The organism is Streptomonospora litoralis, assembly GCF_004323735.1.
Lineage (GTDB): Bacteria > Actinomycetota > Actinomycetes > Streptosporangiales > Streptosporangiaceae > Streptomonospora > Streptomonospora litoralis.
Genome location: NZ_CP036455.1, coordinates 4,118,943 through 4,136,349, shown reverse-complemented (window position 1 = coordinate 4,136,349; position 17,407 = coordinate 4,118,943). Strand labels below are relative to the sequence as shown.

Here is a 17,407-nt window from a genome sequence, read left to right as displayed (position 1 = left end):
CGTTTCATGCTCGGGCTAGGCGGATTCCTCGTGCTGATGCTGCGGCTCACCGCCGACCGGCGCTGCGGCGGGAGCGGCGGGTCGTCGGACGAACAGCGCCGTAACCACCGCCGCTGCCCCGATGCACCCCGCGACGACGAACGCCATGCGCAGACCTTCCGCGTCGGGGCTCTCCGCTGCCGCGGCACTGCCCAGGGCCGCCACGGTCACGAAGACGGCGGTGCCGAACGCGCCCGCCACCTGCTGCAGAGTGGTCAGGATGGCGCTCCCGTGGGAGTAGAGGTGGTCGGGCAGGGACCCCAGCGACTCGGTCATCAGCGGCGTCATCATCAACCCGAGCCCGGTCATGAGTACAACGTGGATGGCGATCACCGCGGCCAGCGAGGAGTCCGGACCCAGCGCGGTGAACAGCCACAGCGACACCGCCATGGCCAGAGCGCCCGGGATCACGAGCGGCCGGGCGCCGAAGCGGTCGAACAGCGCCCCGACGGGCCGGCCGAGCAGGCCCAGGACGAGTCCGCCGGGCAGCACGGCAAGCCCGCTGACGAACGTGCCCGTGTCCATGACGGTCTGCAGGTACAGCGGGAGCAGGATCGACGCTACGCCCAGCAGGCACATGAACAGCAGGCCCGCCAGGATCAGGCAGACCACGAAGCTGCGCTGAGTGAAAGGGCGCAGGTCGAGCAGTGCCCGGTCCTCGCGCTGGAGGCGGAGTTGGCGCCAGACGAAGACGGCCAGCGAGACCCCTCCGATCGCGACCGGGATCCACGGCGGCAGCGCGTGCCCTCCGCCGCCCGATTCGCCGATGGAGGACAGGCCGTAGAGCAGGCCCCCGAACCCGACCGCGGACAGCAGCACCGAGAGCAGGTCCAGCGGCACCGACCGGGTGCGGCTGTCCAGGCGCAGCCAGCGGGCGCCGATGGCCAGCGCCGTCACCGCCAACGGCAGGACCAGCCAGAACATCCAGCGCCAGCCCAGCGAGGCCAGCACGGCGCCGCCGATGGTCGGGCCGATGGCCGGCGCGACGGCGATCACGATGGTGATGGTGCCCATCGTCGCGCCGCGCCGGTGCGGCGGGACGAGCCGCATCACCGAGGTCATCAGCAGCGGCACCATCACGGCGGTGCCGCAGGCTTGCACGACGCGTCCGACCAGCAGCGTCGCGAATCCCGGGGCGACCGCGCAGAGCAGCGTTCCCAGGCTGAACATCGTCAGCGAGGCGAGGAACACCTGGCGCGGGGTGAACCGTTCGAGCAGGAACCCCGTCGTGGGGATCACCACAGCCATCGTGAGCAGGAAGCCGCTGGTCAGCCACTGCACCGTGGTGGTGGAGACGCCGAGGGCGACCGTGAGGTCGCGCAGGGCGACACTCAGGATCGTCTCGTTGAGGATCATCACAAAGGCCGAGATGACCAGCATGCCGATCAGCAGGCCGGCTCGCGGTGTCTTGGCCGCTGCGTCGGGAGGATGGTCGGAGGTTTGCGACGCGGTGGCCGCGGTGTCGGTCATGGGCATACCTCGTTGGCGGTGTAAGCGGTGATTCGAAGGGCATGGCGGTCGTGCGGGACCGAGGGGCGGCGGTGCGGGCGGACGGATCCCTCGTCCGAAACGGAACCCTAGGAGTGCGTTCGGACACCGCCCCCGGAGGACGTCGGTCCGGTGCGGCGGAAGGGAAGGCCGTGGCCAAGGTGCGTCGCGCGCGGTACGTCCGGAAGCGGCCCCGAGCTCATGGAGCGGACGTCCGATCGGGCGGCGCGGTCGGCGGCGGAACGGGCGCGGATGCGCGAGCCGGGATCGCGGAGCCGCCTCCGTCGATCACGATCATCCCCCGCTTCCCCCTAGCGGCGCGGCCCGGTGTCCGCGGCCGCCGAACCCCTCGGCCGTCTGCCGTGCTTCCCCCACGCTGGGAGAAGTCGGGCGGAAGGCCCCAAGTCACGCTATCAGTCGGGTAAGTCAATCGACTGGGAATTTCACCACACCGGTCGCCGCGGGAGTGCGGCCACGAGAATCCCGGTCGTGCCGACACCGGCACCGCTCCACGGCGGGAACGGCAGCCACCGGACCCGGGACTCGCGCACGGGCGCATAGCCTGCAAACGTGACCGAAACGCTCGACACCGGGGAATTCACGGCCGCAATCGCCCGGATGCGCGCGGTCCTGGGGCGGGGACCGGTGGTCGCGCTGACCGGCGCGGGGATCTCGACGGACTCCGGCATCCCCGACTACCGCGGGCCCGACTCGCCGCCCCGCAAGCCGATGACCTACCAGCAGTTCGTCGGCGACGCCGCCTTCCGCCGCCACTACTGGGCCCGCAACCACGTGGGCTGGCGCCACGTGCACACCACGCGCCCCAACGACGGGCACCGCGCCCTGGCCCGGCTGGAGGATGCCGGCGTCGTCTCCGGAATCATCACCCAGAACGTGGACACGCTGCACGAGATGGCGGGCAGCGGCGGCGTTCTCGACCTGCACGGGCGCTACGACCGCGTGGTGTGCCTCGCGTGCGGCCGGGTCGTCTCGCGGGAGCACCTGGCCCGGCGCCTGACCGCGCTGAACCCGCACTTCGCCGGGGGAGTGGACGACGTGGAGATCGCGCCCGACGCCGACGCGGTGCTCGCGTCGACGCGCGGTTTCACCGTGGCCGACTGCGCGGGCTGCGGGGGGATGCTCAAGCCCGACATCGTCTATTTCGGCGAGAACGTGCCCACCGAGCGCGTGCTGGCGGGCTACCGGCTCGTCGACGACGCCGAGGCCCTGCTCGTCGCGGGTTCGTCGCTCACCGTGCTGTCGGGCCGCCGGTTCGTCAAGCGCGCGGCCGACCAGGGCAAGCCCGTGGTGATCGTCAACCGCGGCCCCACCCGTTCGGACGCGCTCGCCGCGCTCACCGTCGACGCGGGCTGCTCCGCCGTGTTGAGCGCACTGGCCGGGGCATACCAGGCATGATGTCGTCGTCGCGAACTGCGGCACCGCAGACGGCGTCGACGTCCGGCAGTGGTCCTGGCTCGGCACGCCTGCCGGCAGTGGCGGCTGGAGCCGGCTACGGTCTGCCCGTCTGCCCCCGAGCCCGCGGCCGCCGTAAGTGTGCCGAGCACTCCGCTGGTCGGGTATGCTGGGAGACGAAACAAGGGGCTATGGCGCAGCTGGTAGCGCGCCTCCATGGCATGGAGGAGGTCTGGGGTTCGAATCCCCATAGCTCCACTCGATTCAGAGACGATCCCGATCGGGGGCCTTCGGCCTCCCCGGTCGGGATCGTTTTTTCGTCTTTCCGGCGGCCTTCCCCGGGGACTCCGTGCTGACGCGCCTCGCGTGGGCGGTTTCCCGAGACGCCCCGGCGTGTCCGGTCGTTCCAAGGCCGCTCCGCCTGCCGCCTCGCCCCGTCATTCGCCGGGCTCGTCCCCGCTTACCGGTTGGGCTGGGCCGTATTTTAGAACGCCGGTCTGCTGTGCGGCCTTGATGTGGCCTTGATGGTCTGCCGGGTGAATGGGTGGCCTTAGGGAAAAGCGGCGCCGAGGACAGCGGGGCCGGGCCCGTGCCCACCGGGTCGGGTGCTCGCCGGTGGCGCGCGCGACGAAGGCGGCGGGGGCACCGCAGGGTGGCGCCTGCGCCCAACGGATCGGGTGCCCGCCGGTGGCGCGCCCGACGAATCGGCGGCTCGGCTCTGCTGTGCGGCCTTGTTGGTCTGCCGGGAGGTGGGCGACCTTAGGGAAAAGCGGCGCCGAGGACGGCGGTGGGCCGGGCTCGTGGTCGTCGGGTCGGGTGCTCGCCGGTGGCGCGCCTGACGGATCGGCGGTTCGGCTCTGCTGTGCGGCCTTGTTGGTCTGCCGGGCGACGGGTGGACTTGACTGAAAAGCGGCGGCGACGGTGGCGGAGGGCTGGGCTCGCGGACGTCGGTTCGGTGCTCGCCGGTGGTCCGCCCGACGAGGCGGCGGCGACGCCGACGGGGCCGGGCCCCGCGGTAGTCGGGGCGGCGGTCACCGGCCCCGGCCGCGGGTGGTCGAGCCCCGGGGCGCCGCCCGGTTGTCGGGCGGGCCTGATGCGGGGCTCCCGGCGGCGGTCGTGCGGCCGGAATGGGGGTCACGAGATGCACGTACGTGCGGTGGCATGGGCATCGGTGCCGCCCCGCGATGCCGCCCTTGCACCGTGATTCCGCGATACGAAATAATGTGGGGTGCTTTGTCCACCAATGCCCGATTACCCTGTGGGTCCGCGGCCGCGCTGCGGCGGCGGTGGCCCACGAAGCGCGCCGAATGGCGCGAAAACAGCCCCGGAGTCAACTTTTCGTGCGTCTCGTGGCCGCGGCGCTCGCCGAGGCCGCCCGCAAAACGGGCATAGACCCACAAAAGCCCACCCCATCGGGGGGTGCGACTCCCCGCGGCCGCGCCCGGGCGCAACGAGCGACGCGTCGTCGCCCCCGGCCCCCGATCCGGCGCACCCCCGAGCCGCGCGAGCACCCGCGACCGCGCCACACCGCGCGGCCGTCCAGCCTGCGCGGGCCCGGCCACAACACGGCGACACCACGTCGGCCAACCGGCGCCGGTATGTCCGGTATGCCGGTTCACCCGGCGATGATCGTGAACTTATGGCCGCGGGATGTGCTTTCCTGCGACCATAAGTTCACGATAGTCGGGCCAAGCCGCGCCGACCGGCCTGCGGCGGCCGAACGCCGTCCCCGCCGCAACCGCCACCGGCGAGCACCCGAACCGACAACCACAGGCCCGGCCCCGCTGCCGCCGTCGCCGCCGCTTTTCAGTGAAGACCACCCGCTGCCCGGCAGACCGACAAGACCGCCCAGCAGACCCGAGCCGCCCCGGCTCGGCGCACCGCCACCGGCGGGCACCCGGCCCGTTGGGCGCGGGACCAGCCCTCGCCGTCCTCGGCGCTGCCTTCCCGTCGGTCAGCCCGACGCTCGGCAAAGGGGGCGAGGCTGCACAGCAGACTCGCGCTGCGCGGCCCGGCCGCCCATAGGAGCCGGACTGATCCAGCGCTTCTGAAACACGGCTCCGCCCCCGTGCGTCCAAGAGGCGTTTCCGCTCGGTGCTAGGTTCCTGCCATGACTGCGGTGCTGTGGGCGGGGTCGGCGGCCGCCGGGGTGTTCGTGGCGGTCTTCCTCGTCGACGGGTGGACTCGTCCGGGCTACCGGTCGGTGCGGCATCCGGTCAGCGCGCTGGCGCTGGGACCGCGGGGGTGGCTGCAGACCGCGAACTTCGTGTGCTGCGGGGCCCTGATCGCCGCCGCCGGTGCGGCCGTGTTCCCGGCCACGGGCGGCGTCGTGCTCGCCGCCGCGATCGCGGTGTTCGGCCTGGCGCTGGTGGCGTCCGGAGTCTTCCCCATGGACGCGATGCGCGGTTACCCGCCCGGGTCGCCCGACGAGACGCCGCAGCGCTTCAGCCTCCGCCACCGGATCCACGACGCGGCCGGGGCCGTGGTGTTCCTCTCGCTCCCGGCGGCGGCCGCGGCAGCCGTGTTCACGCTCGACGGTGCTTTCCGAGTGGGGTACTCGGCGGTGACCGCCGCCGCTCTGCTCGGGCTGTTCTCGTTGTTCGGCCGTGCCTGGGAGGACGACTCCCCGCGGGCCGGGCTCATCCAGCGCCTGAACATCGTCGTCGGCTGGGTGTGGCTGGGACTGCTGCTGGCCGATCTGGCCGTCCGCGCCGACTGAGCGGGCCCGACGATTCGGCGCACCCGAGTGCGCGGGCGGGGCGGGTCGGCGGCGGGTCGAGTCCGCCGCCGGCCCGCCCCTTGGGGCCGCGTGCGCCTACTTCCGCGTCTCGCTCACCATGAGCAGCACTTCGCCCGGAGCCCACAGGGATACGTCGCGGACGTAGTAGTCGTCGGGCGCGTCCTCGGCTTTCTCACTCTGCACCACCGTCTGCTCGCTCTCCTGCGGGGGCGCGGCGCTCTGTCCGCCCGGAGACGCCGAGGGGACCGGGGCGGGTGCCGAGGCGCCCGGGCCGGCGGCCTCTTCGGTGAGGATGCGGTACTCGGCGACCTCCTGGCCGTGCTCGGCGATGACCTCCTCGGCCTCACCCACCGTCATTCCGGGGATGTCGGTGCCTTCGAGCGCCTCGCCCTCCGCGGTGGCCGAGTTCGTCGTCTGGTACTTCTCGCCCTCCTGCGGCTTGCGGCCGAAGGCCAGTTCCACGTGGTTCTCGTAGCCTTCGGGGATGCGCACGCCGACCGGGCAGCCGCCGCCCGGGGCACACTTTCCGGGCGCCTCGACGACTTCGACGTCGCGGCCGTCACGTCCCTGTGACTTCGAGTCGCCGTCCAGGTAGACGAGCTTGCCCACCATCGTGGGGGAGGCCGGGACCAGCGACAGCTCGACGTCGAGGCCGTGTTCGGCGAAGCGGGCGGCGTAGCGCTCCGGATCGGCCGTGGGGTCCTTCACCTCGGCGACCACCACCCCGTCGGAGACGTCGATCTCCAACGCCGCCGCCCTGTCGGGCGCGACCGCGTCGGGGGCCGATGTCGGCATCAGCGCGGTCGCCGCCACACCTCCGGCGGCGAGCACGGCCGCGGCGGGCACGGCGATCAGCAGGCGGCGGGCGGTCCTCTTCGGTGCCACAGCGGGCTCCTGTTCCTGTTCGGGGATACCGGCGAGCAGCTCGCGCGCGGCCGGGCGGGCCGCGTCGAGCTCCTCGGACGCGTTCACCTGCGGACGGAGCCGGGCCACCAGGTGGTCGAGCCCGTCGTGCGATCGGAATCTCATGGTTGCGCTCCTTCCGTGACCGCCGAGAGCGGTCGGGTTCCCTCGGCCGCGGCGTCGCCGACCTCCACACCCGCCTTGCGCAGCGCGCGGGCGAACCGCCTACGCGCGCGGTGCAGCCGGACCCGGGCGGTGCCGCGGGCACAGCCCAGGGCGATCGCGATCTGGCCGGGGTCCAGCCCCTCCCAGCCCGCCAGGGTGAGGATCTCCCGGTCGCCGTCGGGCAGCGACCGGAACGCGGCGCCGATGCGCCCCAGTTCGGGCTCCGCGGCCTCGGGCCGGGTCACCTGGACCCGGCGGAGCTCCCCGCGCAGCCGCTCGGCAAGCGCCGTGCGGCGCCGGGCGCCGCGCCGATGGTTGCCCAAGACCTTGCGAGCCACCCCGAAGATCCACGGCCGCGCGCCGGGCCCGGTCGGTACGTCGTCCAGGCGGTTCCAGACCGTCACGAACACCTCTGCGACCAGGTCGGCCGCCGACTCGGGGTCCTCGACCCGTCTGAGCAGGTACCCCAGGACATCGCCGTAGGACTCGGTGTAGAGCGCCTCGAACCTGGCCTGTGGGTCGGCGGGCGGCGGAGGTGGCTCCGTCGGGCTCTCCGGACCGTCATGGGACAACGTGCTCCCTTTCGCCGGGTGATTGCGTCCTTGCCGACCCACATGTCCGGTCGGGCGTGGGCGTTACGGTCCGCGGCCGGTCCGCGTTCGGGCCCGTCCGCCGACGGCGGACGGGCCGCTGCGAAATGGCCGGTACCGGCCGCAGGGGAACCGCCGGGCCCGCCCGGTCGTCCTGCCGACGAACGCCTCGGCCGCCCGCGAGCGGCCACGGGGAGGATCCGGTTCGTACACCCCGGACCACGCCGGGTCTCCCGCGGTTCCCCGCCGCCGACCCGCGGCGGGTACGCCTATGGGATACCGGGGAGTGGAATGTAAGTTCGACAGGAGCCCCTTCGAACGGCCCCGGAGACGAGCGCCGGCCGGCAGCTCGGAAACGCCGACCGGTACCCGCGGCCGTCGACCCAGCAGAGGACGACCGTGACCCCGACTTCCCCCACTCCCCGCCGCAGACTGGCGGGACGACTCCTCGGCGCGGGAGGCGCCGCGGCGGCGGCTGCTGCGGCGATCACGCTCTCGGCCGTGCTGCCCGCGTTCGCCGACCAAGGGCCGCCGCCGGCCCCCGAGAGCGCCGGCCAGCCCGCGGCCTCAGCCCGCATCGCCTTCGTGGACTGGTGCGGCCGCGGCGCGATCGGGGAGATCGGCACCGCCGGCTCCGGCGCCGCTTTCCGGGGTGACGCCGAATGGAGCGATGATCCCGAGGGGGTGGCCGCCGGCCGCCACTTCGCCGCAGACCCGGCCGACGCCTACAGTTCGGTCGTACGCGAGGGCGCCCGGCTCACCGCCGCCGCGGGAATCACCGACGTGCGCTTCACCCCCGAGTGCCGCTCCGCCGCGGGCGCCTCGCCCGCCGTCCCGGTGGCCGAGGCGTTCGGCCGCGATGCTCTGCTGGTGCTCGATTCCGCGGCCTCCACCGCCTGGTGGAGCGCCACGTCGGGTCCGCAAGCCCAGATCACCGTGAACGGCCTGAAGATCCTCGGCCAGCCGGCCGACGTCTCCGACGGCGACTACACCAACACTTTCACCGCCGACTCCGGCGAGGGCGCCATCACGGTCGCCGTCAGCGCCCAGCGCCGAGTCAGCGAGCCGTCCGGCACCCTCCTCCCACAGGCGGCTCCCAGGCCACCGGCGACGTCCCGCCCGCAGGTGACCCCGGGGCAGGCGACCACGGGGCAGCCGACACCGGGGCAGCCGACGACTCCCGGGCCGTCGGCGACTTCCCGGCCGCCGGCGAGCCCCCAGGCGCAGGCCACTCCCGGGCCGCCGGCGACCTCCCGCCCGCACGCGGAGTCGACGGCGGCCCGCGCCGCGGCGTGGCTGTCGGTGCGTTTCGAGGTCGCCCGTGTCGACGCGGAGGGTAAGCCGATCAGCGGGTTCGACTACGCGATCGAGTTCGTCGGTGCGGCGGTGCATGTGCCCGTCGACGGCACGGCCGGGGGAGAGGCGACCCCCCGGGACGACCGTTCACCCTCCGAACCCGGCGCGACGCCCGCCGACCCCGGCGACAGTACCGCCGGGTCCATCGGCGGGGGCCCCGGCGATCCGGCCGGCTCCGGCGGGGGCCCGACCCAGGGTGCGGCGGCGCCGTCCGACCGGCCGACCGGCACCGAGGCCGACCAGAACGGCGCTTGGTCCGCGGATCCGCCCGCTACGCCACCGGCCGAGACTCCGGACGACGACGGGCAGGGCCCGGCCGACGAGGCGCCGACCCAGTCGGATCCCGCGCCCGGCCCCACCGTCGCCGCGCCCACCGACCCCGAGCACGCGCCCTCTGTCGAGCCCGGCGGCGGCGCCGATCCGGCGGGCGCCCCGGACGACGGCCGGCTCCCGGTCGCGGGCAGCGCGCTCGTCGGCCTGGTGGTCACCGGTCTGGCGGCTCTCGGCGGCGGCGGTACCGCCATCTACCTCGGCCGCGGCCGCAAGTCCGGCTTCGACGGCGACGGCATCGGCGACAGCCGGCCCCGCAGCTCCAGATCGGCTGACGACTGGCTGTAGGACCAGGCGCGGACGCGGCACAGGGCAGCGTGCGGGTGAGCGCGCGGCGCGGCGGGTATGGCCTGCACAGCCAGCACTTCGACGACGAAGGAGGCCGGGATGTCGCTCACGATGGGCGGTGGACCGTTCGCCCGCGACGCGCCCGCCACGGTGAACTACCGGATCGAGTCTCCGCACCACGCACTGTATATGCAGCCCTTTCCCCGGCGGGTGCGCGCCGAGCTCGGCGGCCAGGAGGTCCTCGACTCCGACCGCGGGATGCTGCTGCATGAGACCTCGCTGCTGCCGCAGCTCTACGTGCCGACCGAGGACATCCGCACCGAGCTGCTGACGCCCAGCGACCGCACCACCCACTGCCCCTACAAGGGCGACGCGTCCTATTGGCATCTGCGGGTGGGCGAGCGCGTCGCCGAGAACGCCGTGTGGGCCTACCCCGACCCCGCGCCCGAGGCGGCATGGCTGCGCGGGCTCTCGGCCGTGTACTGGGACGCGGCCGACACCTGGCTCGACGAGGACGAGCCCGTGCGGGGCCACCTGCGCGACCCGTACCACCGGGTCGACGCGCGGCCCGCCACCCTGTTGGTGCAGGTGGCCTTCGGCGACCGGGTGCTGGCCCGCTCGGCCAAACCCAAGGTGCTCTCCGAGACCGGCCTGCCCAACCGCTACTACCTGCCGGCCGGCGACGTGCACCGCGAGCTGCTGGTGCCCAGTCGAACCGTCACGTACTGCCCGTACAAGGGCAAGGCCACCTACTGGAATCTGCGGCTGGAGGACCGCGAGGTCCCTGATGTCGCGTGGTCCTATGCGCATCCGCTGAAGGACGCGCTCGACGTGCGCGACCACCTCTGCTTCCTGCACGACGAGCTCACCTTCACGGCCGAGCGCACCTGAGGGCGGGAGCCCGGCCGCCGCGGCGGACGAGGTGCCTGTGGAGAGCGCGCCCGTCCGTCGCAGCCGAGCGGTACTGTCGCATCCGTGGCTGAACTTCCCGACGTCGAGACCCTGCTCAACGCCGCCGTGCGCGCCCTGGGCGGCTCGCGGCGCGACGGCCAGGCCGCCATGGCCGAGGCCGTCTCCACCTCCGTGGACACCGGCGAGCACCTGGTCGTGCAAGCGGGCACCGGAACCGGGAAGTCCCTGGCCTACCTGGTCCCGGCCCTCCGCCACGCCATGTCCGAGGACACCACGGTCGTCGTCTCCACCGCCACGCTCGCGCTGCAGCGCCAGCTGATCGAGCGCGACCTGCCGCGGCTCGGCACGGCGCTCGCGCCGCTCCTCGACCGCGAACCCGTCTTCGCCATCCTCAAAGGCCGCCGCAACTACCTCTGCCGCCACCGGCTGCACGGCGCCGACTCCGGCGACCCCGAGGACACGGAGCTGTTCGACCCCCGCCAGCTCTCGTCACTCGGCCGCCAGGTCAAGCGCCTGCACGAGTGGGCGGAGGAGACCGTGACGGGCGACCGCGACGAGCTCGCCCCCGGGGTCAGCGACCTCGCCTGGCGCCAGGTGTCGGTCTCGGCCAACGAGTGCGTCGGGGCGGCGGCCTGCCCCTTCGGCCAGGAGTGCTTCTCCGAGCAGGCGCGCTACGAGGCCGGCGGCGCCGACGTCGTCGTCACCAACCACGCCATGCTGGCCATCTCGGCGATGCAGGGCTACCAGTTGCTGCCCGAGCACCGGGTGCTGGTGATCGACGAGGCGCACGAACTCGTCGACCGCGTCACCTCGGTGGCCACCGGCGAGCTGGGGGAGCGGGCGGTCAACACCGCCGCCAAGCGGGCCGGCCGGCTGGTGGAGGCCGGGTTGACCGAACGGCTCAGCGAGTCCGGCGACGGCCTGGTCCTGCTCTTCGCCGAGGCCGAGGCCGGGCGGCTCGACCACCTGCCGGATTCCCTTGCAGGCGCGGTGGCCGCCGTCCGCGACGCGGCGCACGCCTGTCTGAGCGCCGTGCGAACGGGCTCCACCGAGCAGGACCCCGACTACGCCACCCAGCGAAAACAGGCGCTCGCCGCACTGGAGGAGGTGCACGACACCGCGGTGCGGATCCTGGAGTCCTTCGAGCCGCCGCTGCGGGAGCGCCGCGACGTCGTGTGGCTCGCCAAGGGGCCCAAGCAGGCGCCCGCGCTGCAGGTGGCGCCGCTGGCCGTGGGCGGGCTGCTGCGCGAGAAGCTCTTCGGCGACCGCACCACCGTGCTGACCTCGGCCACCCTGGCACTGGGGGGCACCTTCGCACCGCTCGCCGCCCAGTGGGGGCTGGGCCGCGAGACCTCGGGTGCGGCGCCGGGCGCTCCGGCCGAGGCCGCGCCTCCGGCCGCCGAGGCCGCAGCGGCGCCGGCCGGACCCGGCGACGCCGTCGAGACCGGCGGGAATCCGGCCGGACCCGGCGGCGGCCCGAGCGACACCGATTCCGACGCCGACGATCCGTCGAAGGCGGCGGGCGAGCCCCGCTGGCGCGGCCTCGACGTCGGTTCGCCCTTCGACCACGCGCGCAGCGGCATCCTCTATGTCGCCCGGCAGCTGCCGCCGCCGGGGCGCGACGGCCTCGACCCCCGCTACCTCGACGAGATCGCCGGCCTGGTCGAGGCCGCGGGCGGCCGCGCGCTCGGTCTGTTCAGCTCGATGCGGGCCGCCGCGCAGGCCGCCGAGGAGCTGCGCGAGCGCCTGGACGTGCGCATCCTCTGCCAGGGCGACGACTCCACCGGCCGCCTGGTCGAGGAGTTCGCCGACGAGGAGTCCTCGTGCCTGTTCGGCACGCTGTCGCTGTGGCAGGGCGTCGACGTTCCCGGGCGCTCCCTGCAGCTCGTCATCGTCGACCGGATCCCGTTCCCGCGGCCCGACGACCCGTTGGCCTCGGCCCGCCAGCGGGCGGTGGGGGCACGGGGCGGCAACGGATTCATGGCGGTGGCGGCCACTCACGCGGCACTGCTGCTGGCCCAGGGCACCGGTCGGCTGCTGCGCTCCGCGCAGGATCGCGGCGTGGTGGCGGTGCTCGATCCGCGCCTGGCCACCGCGCGCTACGGGGGGTTCCTGCGCTCGTCGCTGCCGCCGTACTGGGAGACGGCCGACCCCGAGGTGGCCCGCGCGGCGCTGCGCAGGCTCGCCTCGGTGCCGGACGCAAGCTGAATTCGACAGCGGCGGCACACACGTAGGCTCCGCGCGGCAATGCCGGGAAAGCGGCCGCGCAACCGGCCCGCGGCTGCCGACAACGGCGGCCCGACGCCGAGCGGCGGGCCGCACGGCCGACTAGCGCCGCACGCGATAGCCGAACAGCCGGACTGCGTAGCCCGGCGTGTCGTCGTCTGCGGGTTGGATGTACCAGCGGTCGTCGTTGTCGCCGATGGACAGCTCGTTCCACATCAGATCGATGAGTTTGAGCCGGGCCGCAACCGAGGAGCTGGGGTCCAGCACGATGGCGTAGGAGAGATCGGTGAGCCGCTGGGTGACCATGCCCACCGGCTGGCCGTCCCAGATGGCGGGCACCGGGGCGTGGCCGATGTCGACGCCGCACAGCCGCAGCTGTTCGACCTCCTCGTCCAGGGCCTCGGCGGCCAGTGCGTCGTCGAGGTCGAGAGCCTCTTCCAGCTCGTCGCGGTCCTCGTCGTCGCGCAGGTAGGCGTGGTAGGTGCGGTGTCCGCAGGTGCGGCACAGGCGCCAGACGACGCAGCGTGCGAGCCCGTAGGCGGACTGCGCCTCGCCGATCGCCCGGTAGGCGCTGACCTTCCGGCTCGTGCCGCATTCACAGCACAAAGCGGTGAGATCCTGCTTCATCCTTCAGTCCCCCTCCCAGGCGAGTATGCGATGGGAAGGCCGCAAAAGGGAACCCGGCGGCTGAAGCAGTTGCGGCAATGTGTCGTCATCCACGTCCAAAATCCGCGCGGCGGAAGGTGTCCCGGTGGCACCCGCCACACCCGGAATCAGCGCGGAGGCGGGCCCTGGTCCCCGCCTTCCGCGTCGTCGCGGCCACCGCCGGGCACCGGGGCGCTGGGCCGGCGCCGGACGGAGCGCGGTGCCGTCCAGCGGTGAAGCAGTCGCGGGCCCGCGGGCTGCCCCCGCTGCGCGCCGCCCGGCGGGGCCGACGGACCGGTGCCGTCCGCGGCGCCGCCATCCGGTGTGGTTGCGGCGGTCTCGTCCTCTTCGTCGGCCTTGTGAGGCTCGCCGGACCCCAGCAGCGGGTGTTCGGCGACCTGGTAGCGGCGGATGTAGACGCTCAGGAACGCCTGCAGGCTGGCTCCCGCCGGTAGGGCGAGCAAGGCGCCGGGCGCCCCCAGGATCGCGGCCCCGGCGATGACCGCGCCGAAGGCCACGGCCGGGTGCATGTCCAGCGTGCGCGCCGTGATGCGCGGCTGCAGCAGGTAGTTCTCGAACTGCTGGTAGACGACGACGAACACGAGCATCCACAGCGCCGGCCAGGTGCCCTGCATCAGCGCGACCAGCACCGGGACCGCGCCGCCGATGTAGGTGCCCACGGTCGGGATGAACTGGGAGAGCACTCCCACCCACAGCGCCAGCGCGAAGGCGTAGTGGACATCGAGCACGACCAGCGCCAGGTAGTGGGCGACAGTGGCGATCAGCGCCAGCAGACCCCGGGAGTAGATGTAGCCGCCGGTTTTGCTGATGGCGATCTCCCAGGCGCGCAGCACCTCGCGCTGGGTGCGCGGGGGCAGCACCGAGCAGATCGTGCGGCGGAACCGGGGGCCGTCGGCGGTCAGGTAGAAGGTGAACAGCGCCACCGTCAGCCCGTTGAACAGCAGCGTGAGCAGCGTCGTGCCCGCGCCCCAGGCGTTCTCGGCGAGGCTGGAGGCGTACTGGTCGACAAGCCCGGTGGCGTCGGTGATCTCACTGAGCAGCGTGTTGGGCGAGAAGCTGGTGTTGAAAGTGACGTTGACCCAGTTCAGTAACCCGCGGCTCATCGCCGGGACCTGGTCGATGAATTCCAGCACCTGGCCGACCAGCATCGACCCGAGAACCGAGAAGAACGCGCCGACCAGCGTGACCACGCCCAGCATCACCGCGCCGGTGGCGGGACCGCGTGGCCACCGGTGCTTGTGCAGCCAGTTGACGGCGGGCTCCAGCGCCAGTGCGAGGAACAATGAGACCAGCAGCAGCACCAGCAGCCCGCGCAGCTGCAGGAACAGCCAGCCCGCCAGCGCGAAGGCGATCACCGTCCAGGCGACGAGCATCAGCGCCCGCGGCAGCCACGGCGGCAGGCCGTTCTTGTTCGGTGGGGCCGGGGCGGTCATGGGCGCGGGTCGCCTTCCTGCTCCGAAGCCGGCGGCTCGGAGCGTCGCTGCGCTGATGCGGTGCGGTGCGCGGATGCGAGAGCACGTGCTCTCGGCTCGCCGGCGCTTCGCCCGCAACGCGCGTCTGCGGGGCCGAGGGCTCGGCCGCCCGGCCTGCTAGTCGTCCAGCGACAGGCCGCGCTTGTTGCGCGCGGTCCAGTCGCGCATGCGCTGCGGATAGCCGACGACCTGCACATCGTAGACGGGCGCCGCCAGGTTCCGGGCGACCTTTCGGATCACGTCGGGCGAGCCCACCCGGCGGCGGATCCACTCGCCGTCGGTAGCCACGGCGACCGCGGTGGTGCTGGTGGCGAAGGTCTCCGGCTCGACGAAGAACTCCACGCCCGTCCTGCTGTTGTGGAAGTCCATCAAGGCCCGGATGTCGGAGTCCTCGGCCGCGCGGTCGAACCGGGCCTTCCCGCGCCGCTTGGCCTTGCGGAGCCCGAACCGGTCTCGCCATCCCATATGTCGCTGCGCTCCCGTCACTGCCGCCGCTTGGTCGCGGCTCCTTGCGATGCCGCCCCCGACCGTGTATTCGAGTCTATCCGCAGCGTCGGCCGCCGTTTTCCGCGTTCACGCCACCTCACGGTGATCGTGCTGCTACGTTCGGTTGGATTCCGGGCGGTGTGCGCATGCGGTCGTGCGCCTGCGGAACGAGGAACCGGGCCGGGTACGCGAAACAGGGGAGTCTGCATTCGATGGCGCTGTGGAGATGGCTGGGCGAGACCGCGCGGGAGCTGCGGGCCGACGGACAGGCCGAGCTGGCCGAGGCGCTCGTGCGGCTGGCGCAGACGGCCGCGGAGGGCCGGGCCGATGCGGCGGCCGACGCCGCACCCGCTGCGGCGCGGGCGGCCGCCGCCGAAACCGCGCCGAGCTGGGCGGTGGGCCTGGTCGAACACTTCCCGCTGGCGGCCCGCGTGGGCGACCGGGCCGAAGGCGACTCGGCGCTGCCGGCCGCGCTGTCCCGGCTGCGCGCCGCTCATGCGGGCGCCGGCGACACGGAAGGCGCGGCCCTCCCCGGTTGCGGCCCGGCCGCCTGCGCCGCCGAGCCCGTACTGGCGTGCTACGCCAACATCGACGGCCCGGGGCACGTGGTCGACCGCGCCACGCTGGTGGCCGAGAGCCTCGCCCACACCGTCCCCGGCACACCCGCCTGGGAGGCGCTGGTGCTGGCCCAGGCCGACATGCTCGTCGACGACGAGCGCCCCGGCGAGGCCGTGCGCGAACTCGACGCCCGCGCGGCCGCGGCGCGCGAGGGCGGCCGCGACGTCAGTCTCGGCTACGCCTTCGGCTATGTACGCGCGCTGCGCCACCAGGACCGCTACGACGACGCGCTGGCGGTGCTGGAACGGGTGGAGGTCGGGATGGCGGCCGCCTGGCCCGGCGGAGCCGCACGGGCGGCCGCGCGCCGCCGCTTGGAGATGGAGCGCGCCCGCCTGCTCGCGTGGCTGGCGCGCGCCGGGCGGCACTCGCCGCAGGAGGCCCGCGCGGCGCTGCCGGAGCTGCGCGAGGCCGACGCCCACCCGCGCCTGCGGCCCGCCTGGGCCGAGACCGCCGAGCACCTGGTCGCCGCCGGGGCGCTGGACAACGACTGGCGCCTGGGCACGGCGCTGACCGCATGGTCGCGCTACTCCGAGCGGGTGGGCTCGCACCGGCCGGGCCTGCGCGTCTCGCTGGTCGCCGCCCGGCTCGCAGGCGCCCGCGGAGCCCGGTGGGCGGCCGACTGCGCGCTGGCCCGCGCTGAGCGTGCGCTGGAGAGGGTGCGCCGCGGCGCCGAGGAGGCCGCGGACCTCGACGAGATCCGCGCGGACACCGCCCGCCGCGCACCCCGGGAGCTGCCGGTGCCCGCGGCGGAGGTGCTGCCGATGCTGCGTGGCCAGATGTCGGAGGAGGTCGACCCCGAACACCAGGCCGACCTGGTGGTGGCGGCGCTCGCGGAGCGCCCCGGCGACGCGTCGCTGCTCAACGCGCTGGGCCAGGTGGGCCGCACACTGGCGTTGACCGATGCGGCCGCCGCGATGCACTGGCCGCGCCTGCGCGAGGTGCCCGGAGACCAGAAGACGGCCCTGTCGCTGCTGGAGACCCTCCTGGCCGACAAGGACACGGCGGGTCTGCGCGTTCTCGTCCGGCTCCTCACCGACGCGGCGAGCGAGGCCGGTTCCGGCCACCGTCCGGACGGGGCGGCGGCGTCCGAAGTCGCCGCGGCCGCCCCGGCGGGCTGAGTCGGCTCTGCGACCTCGACCGGGGCGGCGCCGTCTCCCGGCGGCCGACTGGTGAGCCGCCATGAGTAGCCGTACTCAGTACTGCCGCCGGGTGGGCTTGCGAACCTGGCTGCATGCACGATGAAAGCGACGATCTCCACGGTTCCCCCACAGGCGCCTCCGGCGGCCTCGACCGGTCGCGCGACCACGAGCACGACCGGAAGTGGTTCGTACTACCAGCCATCGGGACGGTGCTCACACTCGGCGCCGCGCCGGTCGTGTTCTTCATCCTGGCTTGGACGGGGGCAGTGATCCAAGACCAGTGTGGGTCCGGCTGTACATCCGAAACGGCGCTCTGGTACATAGCCGTGTCCTTCGGCGTGGCGGCTCTGCTGACCGCCGCGGGCCTCTGGTTCGGGCCCCGCACTTACCGTTGGCGGCGCGTTCGGACGGGGGCGGCGGCGATCATGGCGGGTATGGGACTGCTGTCGGTCGTACTCGCGTTCGCGAGCCCCGACGCCTGAATCCGCCGGCCACCCCCACCGCTCGGTTTCCGCCGAAGCCGAGCGGGGTCTTGCCGGAAACCGTGCGACTGACGGCACAGGCGCAGTGGCGCCG

At 73.6% G+C, this 17,407-nt stretch carries 13 protein-coding genes and 1 tRNA gene; 8 read left to right on the top strand and 6 right to left on the bottom strand.

The annotated features are described in order from the left end of the window. Positions 1 to 15 precede the first annotated feature (15 nt). On the bottom strand, positions 16 to 1,509 hold the full coding sequence (locus EKD16_RS17390) for a DHA2 family efflux MFS transporter permease subunit (RefSeq protein WP_131099348.1): 1,494 nt from the start codon (positions 1,507 to 1,509) through the stop codon (positions 16 to 18). A 588-nt stretch (positions 1,510 to 2,097) separates the two neighbouring features. Here EKD16_RS17390 and EKD16_RS17385 point away from each other — a divergent pair. The 3 genes from EKD16_RS17385 (at position 2,098) to EKD16_RS17375 (ending at position 5,659) form a co-directional block, all read left to right on the top strand. Beyond that, positions 2,098 to 2,943, top strand: a complete 846-nt coding sequence (locus EKD16_RS17385; RefSeq protein WP_394347282.1) for a Sir2 family NAD-dependent protein deacetylase — start codon at positions 2,098 to 2,100, stop codon at positions 2,941 to 2,943. Positions 2,944 to 3,125: 182 nt separating this feature from the next. Continuing rightward, positions 3,126 to 3,198: transfer RNA gene (locus EKD16_RS17380), tRNA-Ala, on the top strand. Positions 3,199 to 5,050: 1,852 nt separating this feature from the next. Then, entirely contained in the window at positions 5,051 to 5,659 is a 609-nt protein-coding gene (locus EKD16_RS17375; RefSeq protein WP_131099347.1) for a DUF998 domain-containing protein, read from the top strand. A 96-nt stretch (positions 5,660 to 5,755) separates the two neighbouring features. Here the strand turns inward: EKD16_RS17375 and EKD16_RS17370 are convergent, their stop codons facing one another. Both EKD16_RS17370 and EKD16_RS17365 read right to left on the bottom strand, forming a co-directional pair. Next, a complete protein-coding gene (locus tag EKD16_RS17370; RefSeq protein ID WP_131099346.1) occupies positions 5,756 to 6,709 on the bottom strand; it encodes a hypothetical protein in 954 nt (317 codons plus the stop codon). Further along, positions 6,706 to 7,320: an RNA polymerase sigma factor gene (locus tag EKD16_RS17365; RefSeq protein ID WP_131099345.1), complete on the bottom strand. Its 615-nt coding sequence runs from the start codon at positions 7,318 to 7,320 to the stop codon at positions 6,706 to 6,708. Before EKD16_RS17365 ends, EKD16_RS17370 begins: the two co-directional genes overlap by 4 nt. A gap of 417 nt (positions 7,321 to 7,737) precedes the next feature. On the opposite strand from EKD16_RS17365, the gene EKD16_RS17360 reads away from it, so the two are divergent. The 3 genes from EKD16_RS17360 to EKD16_RS17350 all read left to right on the top strand — a co-directional run bounded on the left by EKD16_RS17360 (position 7,738) and on the right by EKD16_RS17350 (position 12,432). Then, complete coding sequence (locus EKD16_RS17360; protein WP_131099344.1) at positions 7,738 to 9,312, top strand: hypothetical protein; 1,575 nt, start codon at positions 7,738 to 7,740, stop codon at positions 9,310 to 9,312. A gap of 99 nt (positions 9,313 to 9,411) precedes the next feature. Continuing rightward, positions 9,412 to 10,203 carry a DUF427 domain-containing protein gene (locus EKD16_RS17355; protein ID WP_131099343.1) on the top strand — a complete coding sequence of 264 codons (792 nt, stop codon included), beginning with the start codon at positions 9,412 to 9,414 and terminating at the stop codon, positions 10,201 to 10,203. Between the two features lie 84 nt (positions 10,204 to 10,287). Beyond that, a complete protein-coding gene (locus EKD16_RS17350; protein WP_131099342.1) occupies positions 10,288 to 12,432 on the top strand; it encodes an ATP-dependent DNA helicase in 2,145 nt (714 codons plus the stop codon). A gap of 120 nt (positions 12,433 to 12,552) precedes the next feature. On the opposite strand, the gene EKD16_RS17345 is transcribed toward EKD16_RS17350, so the two are convergent. The 3 genes from EKD16_RS17345 to EKD16_RS17335 all read right to left on the bottom strand — a co-directional run bounded on the left by EKD16_RS17345 (position 12,553) and on the right by EKD16_RS17335 (position 15,053). Further along, entirely contained in the window at positions 12,553 to 13,077 is a 525-nt protein-coding gene (locus tag EKD16_RS17345) for a DUF6315 family protein (protein ID WP_131099341.1), read from the bottom strand. Positions 13,078 to 13,223: 146 nt separating this feature from the next. Next, positions 13,224 to 14,549, bottom strand: coding sequence for an AI-2E family transporter (locus EKD16_RS17340; protein ID WP_131099340.1), 1,326 nt, complete (start codon positions 14,547 to 14,549; stop codon positions 13,224 to 13,226). A 156-nt stretch (positions 14,550 to 14,705) separates the two neighbouring features. Next, positions 14,706 to 15,053, bottom strand: coding sequence for a hypothetical protein (locus EKD16_RS17335; protein WP_131099339.1), 348 nt, complete (start codon positions 15,051 to 15,053; stop codon positions 14,706 to 14,708). Positions 15,054 to 15,286: 233 nt separating this feature from the next. On the opposite strand from EKD16_RS17335, the gene EKD16_RS17330 reads away from it, so the two are divergent. Both EKD16_RS17330 and EKD16_RS17325 read left to right on the top strand, forming a co-directional pair. Next, complete coding sequence (locus tag EKD16_RS17330; RefSeq protein WP_242677021.1) at positions 15,287 to 16,810, top strand: hypothetical protein; 1,524 nt, start codon at positions 15,287 to 15,289, stop codon at positions 16,808 to 16,810. Positions 16,811 to 16,923: 113 nt separating this feature from the next. Further along, entirely contained in the window at positions 16,924 to 17,313 is a 390-nt protein-coding gene (locus EKD16_RS17325) for a hypothetical protein (RefSeq protein ID WP_131099338.1), read from the top strand. Positions 17,314 to 17,407 lie beyond the last annotated feature (94 nt).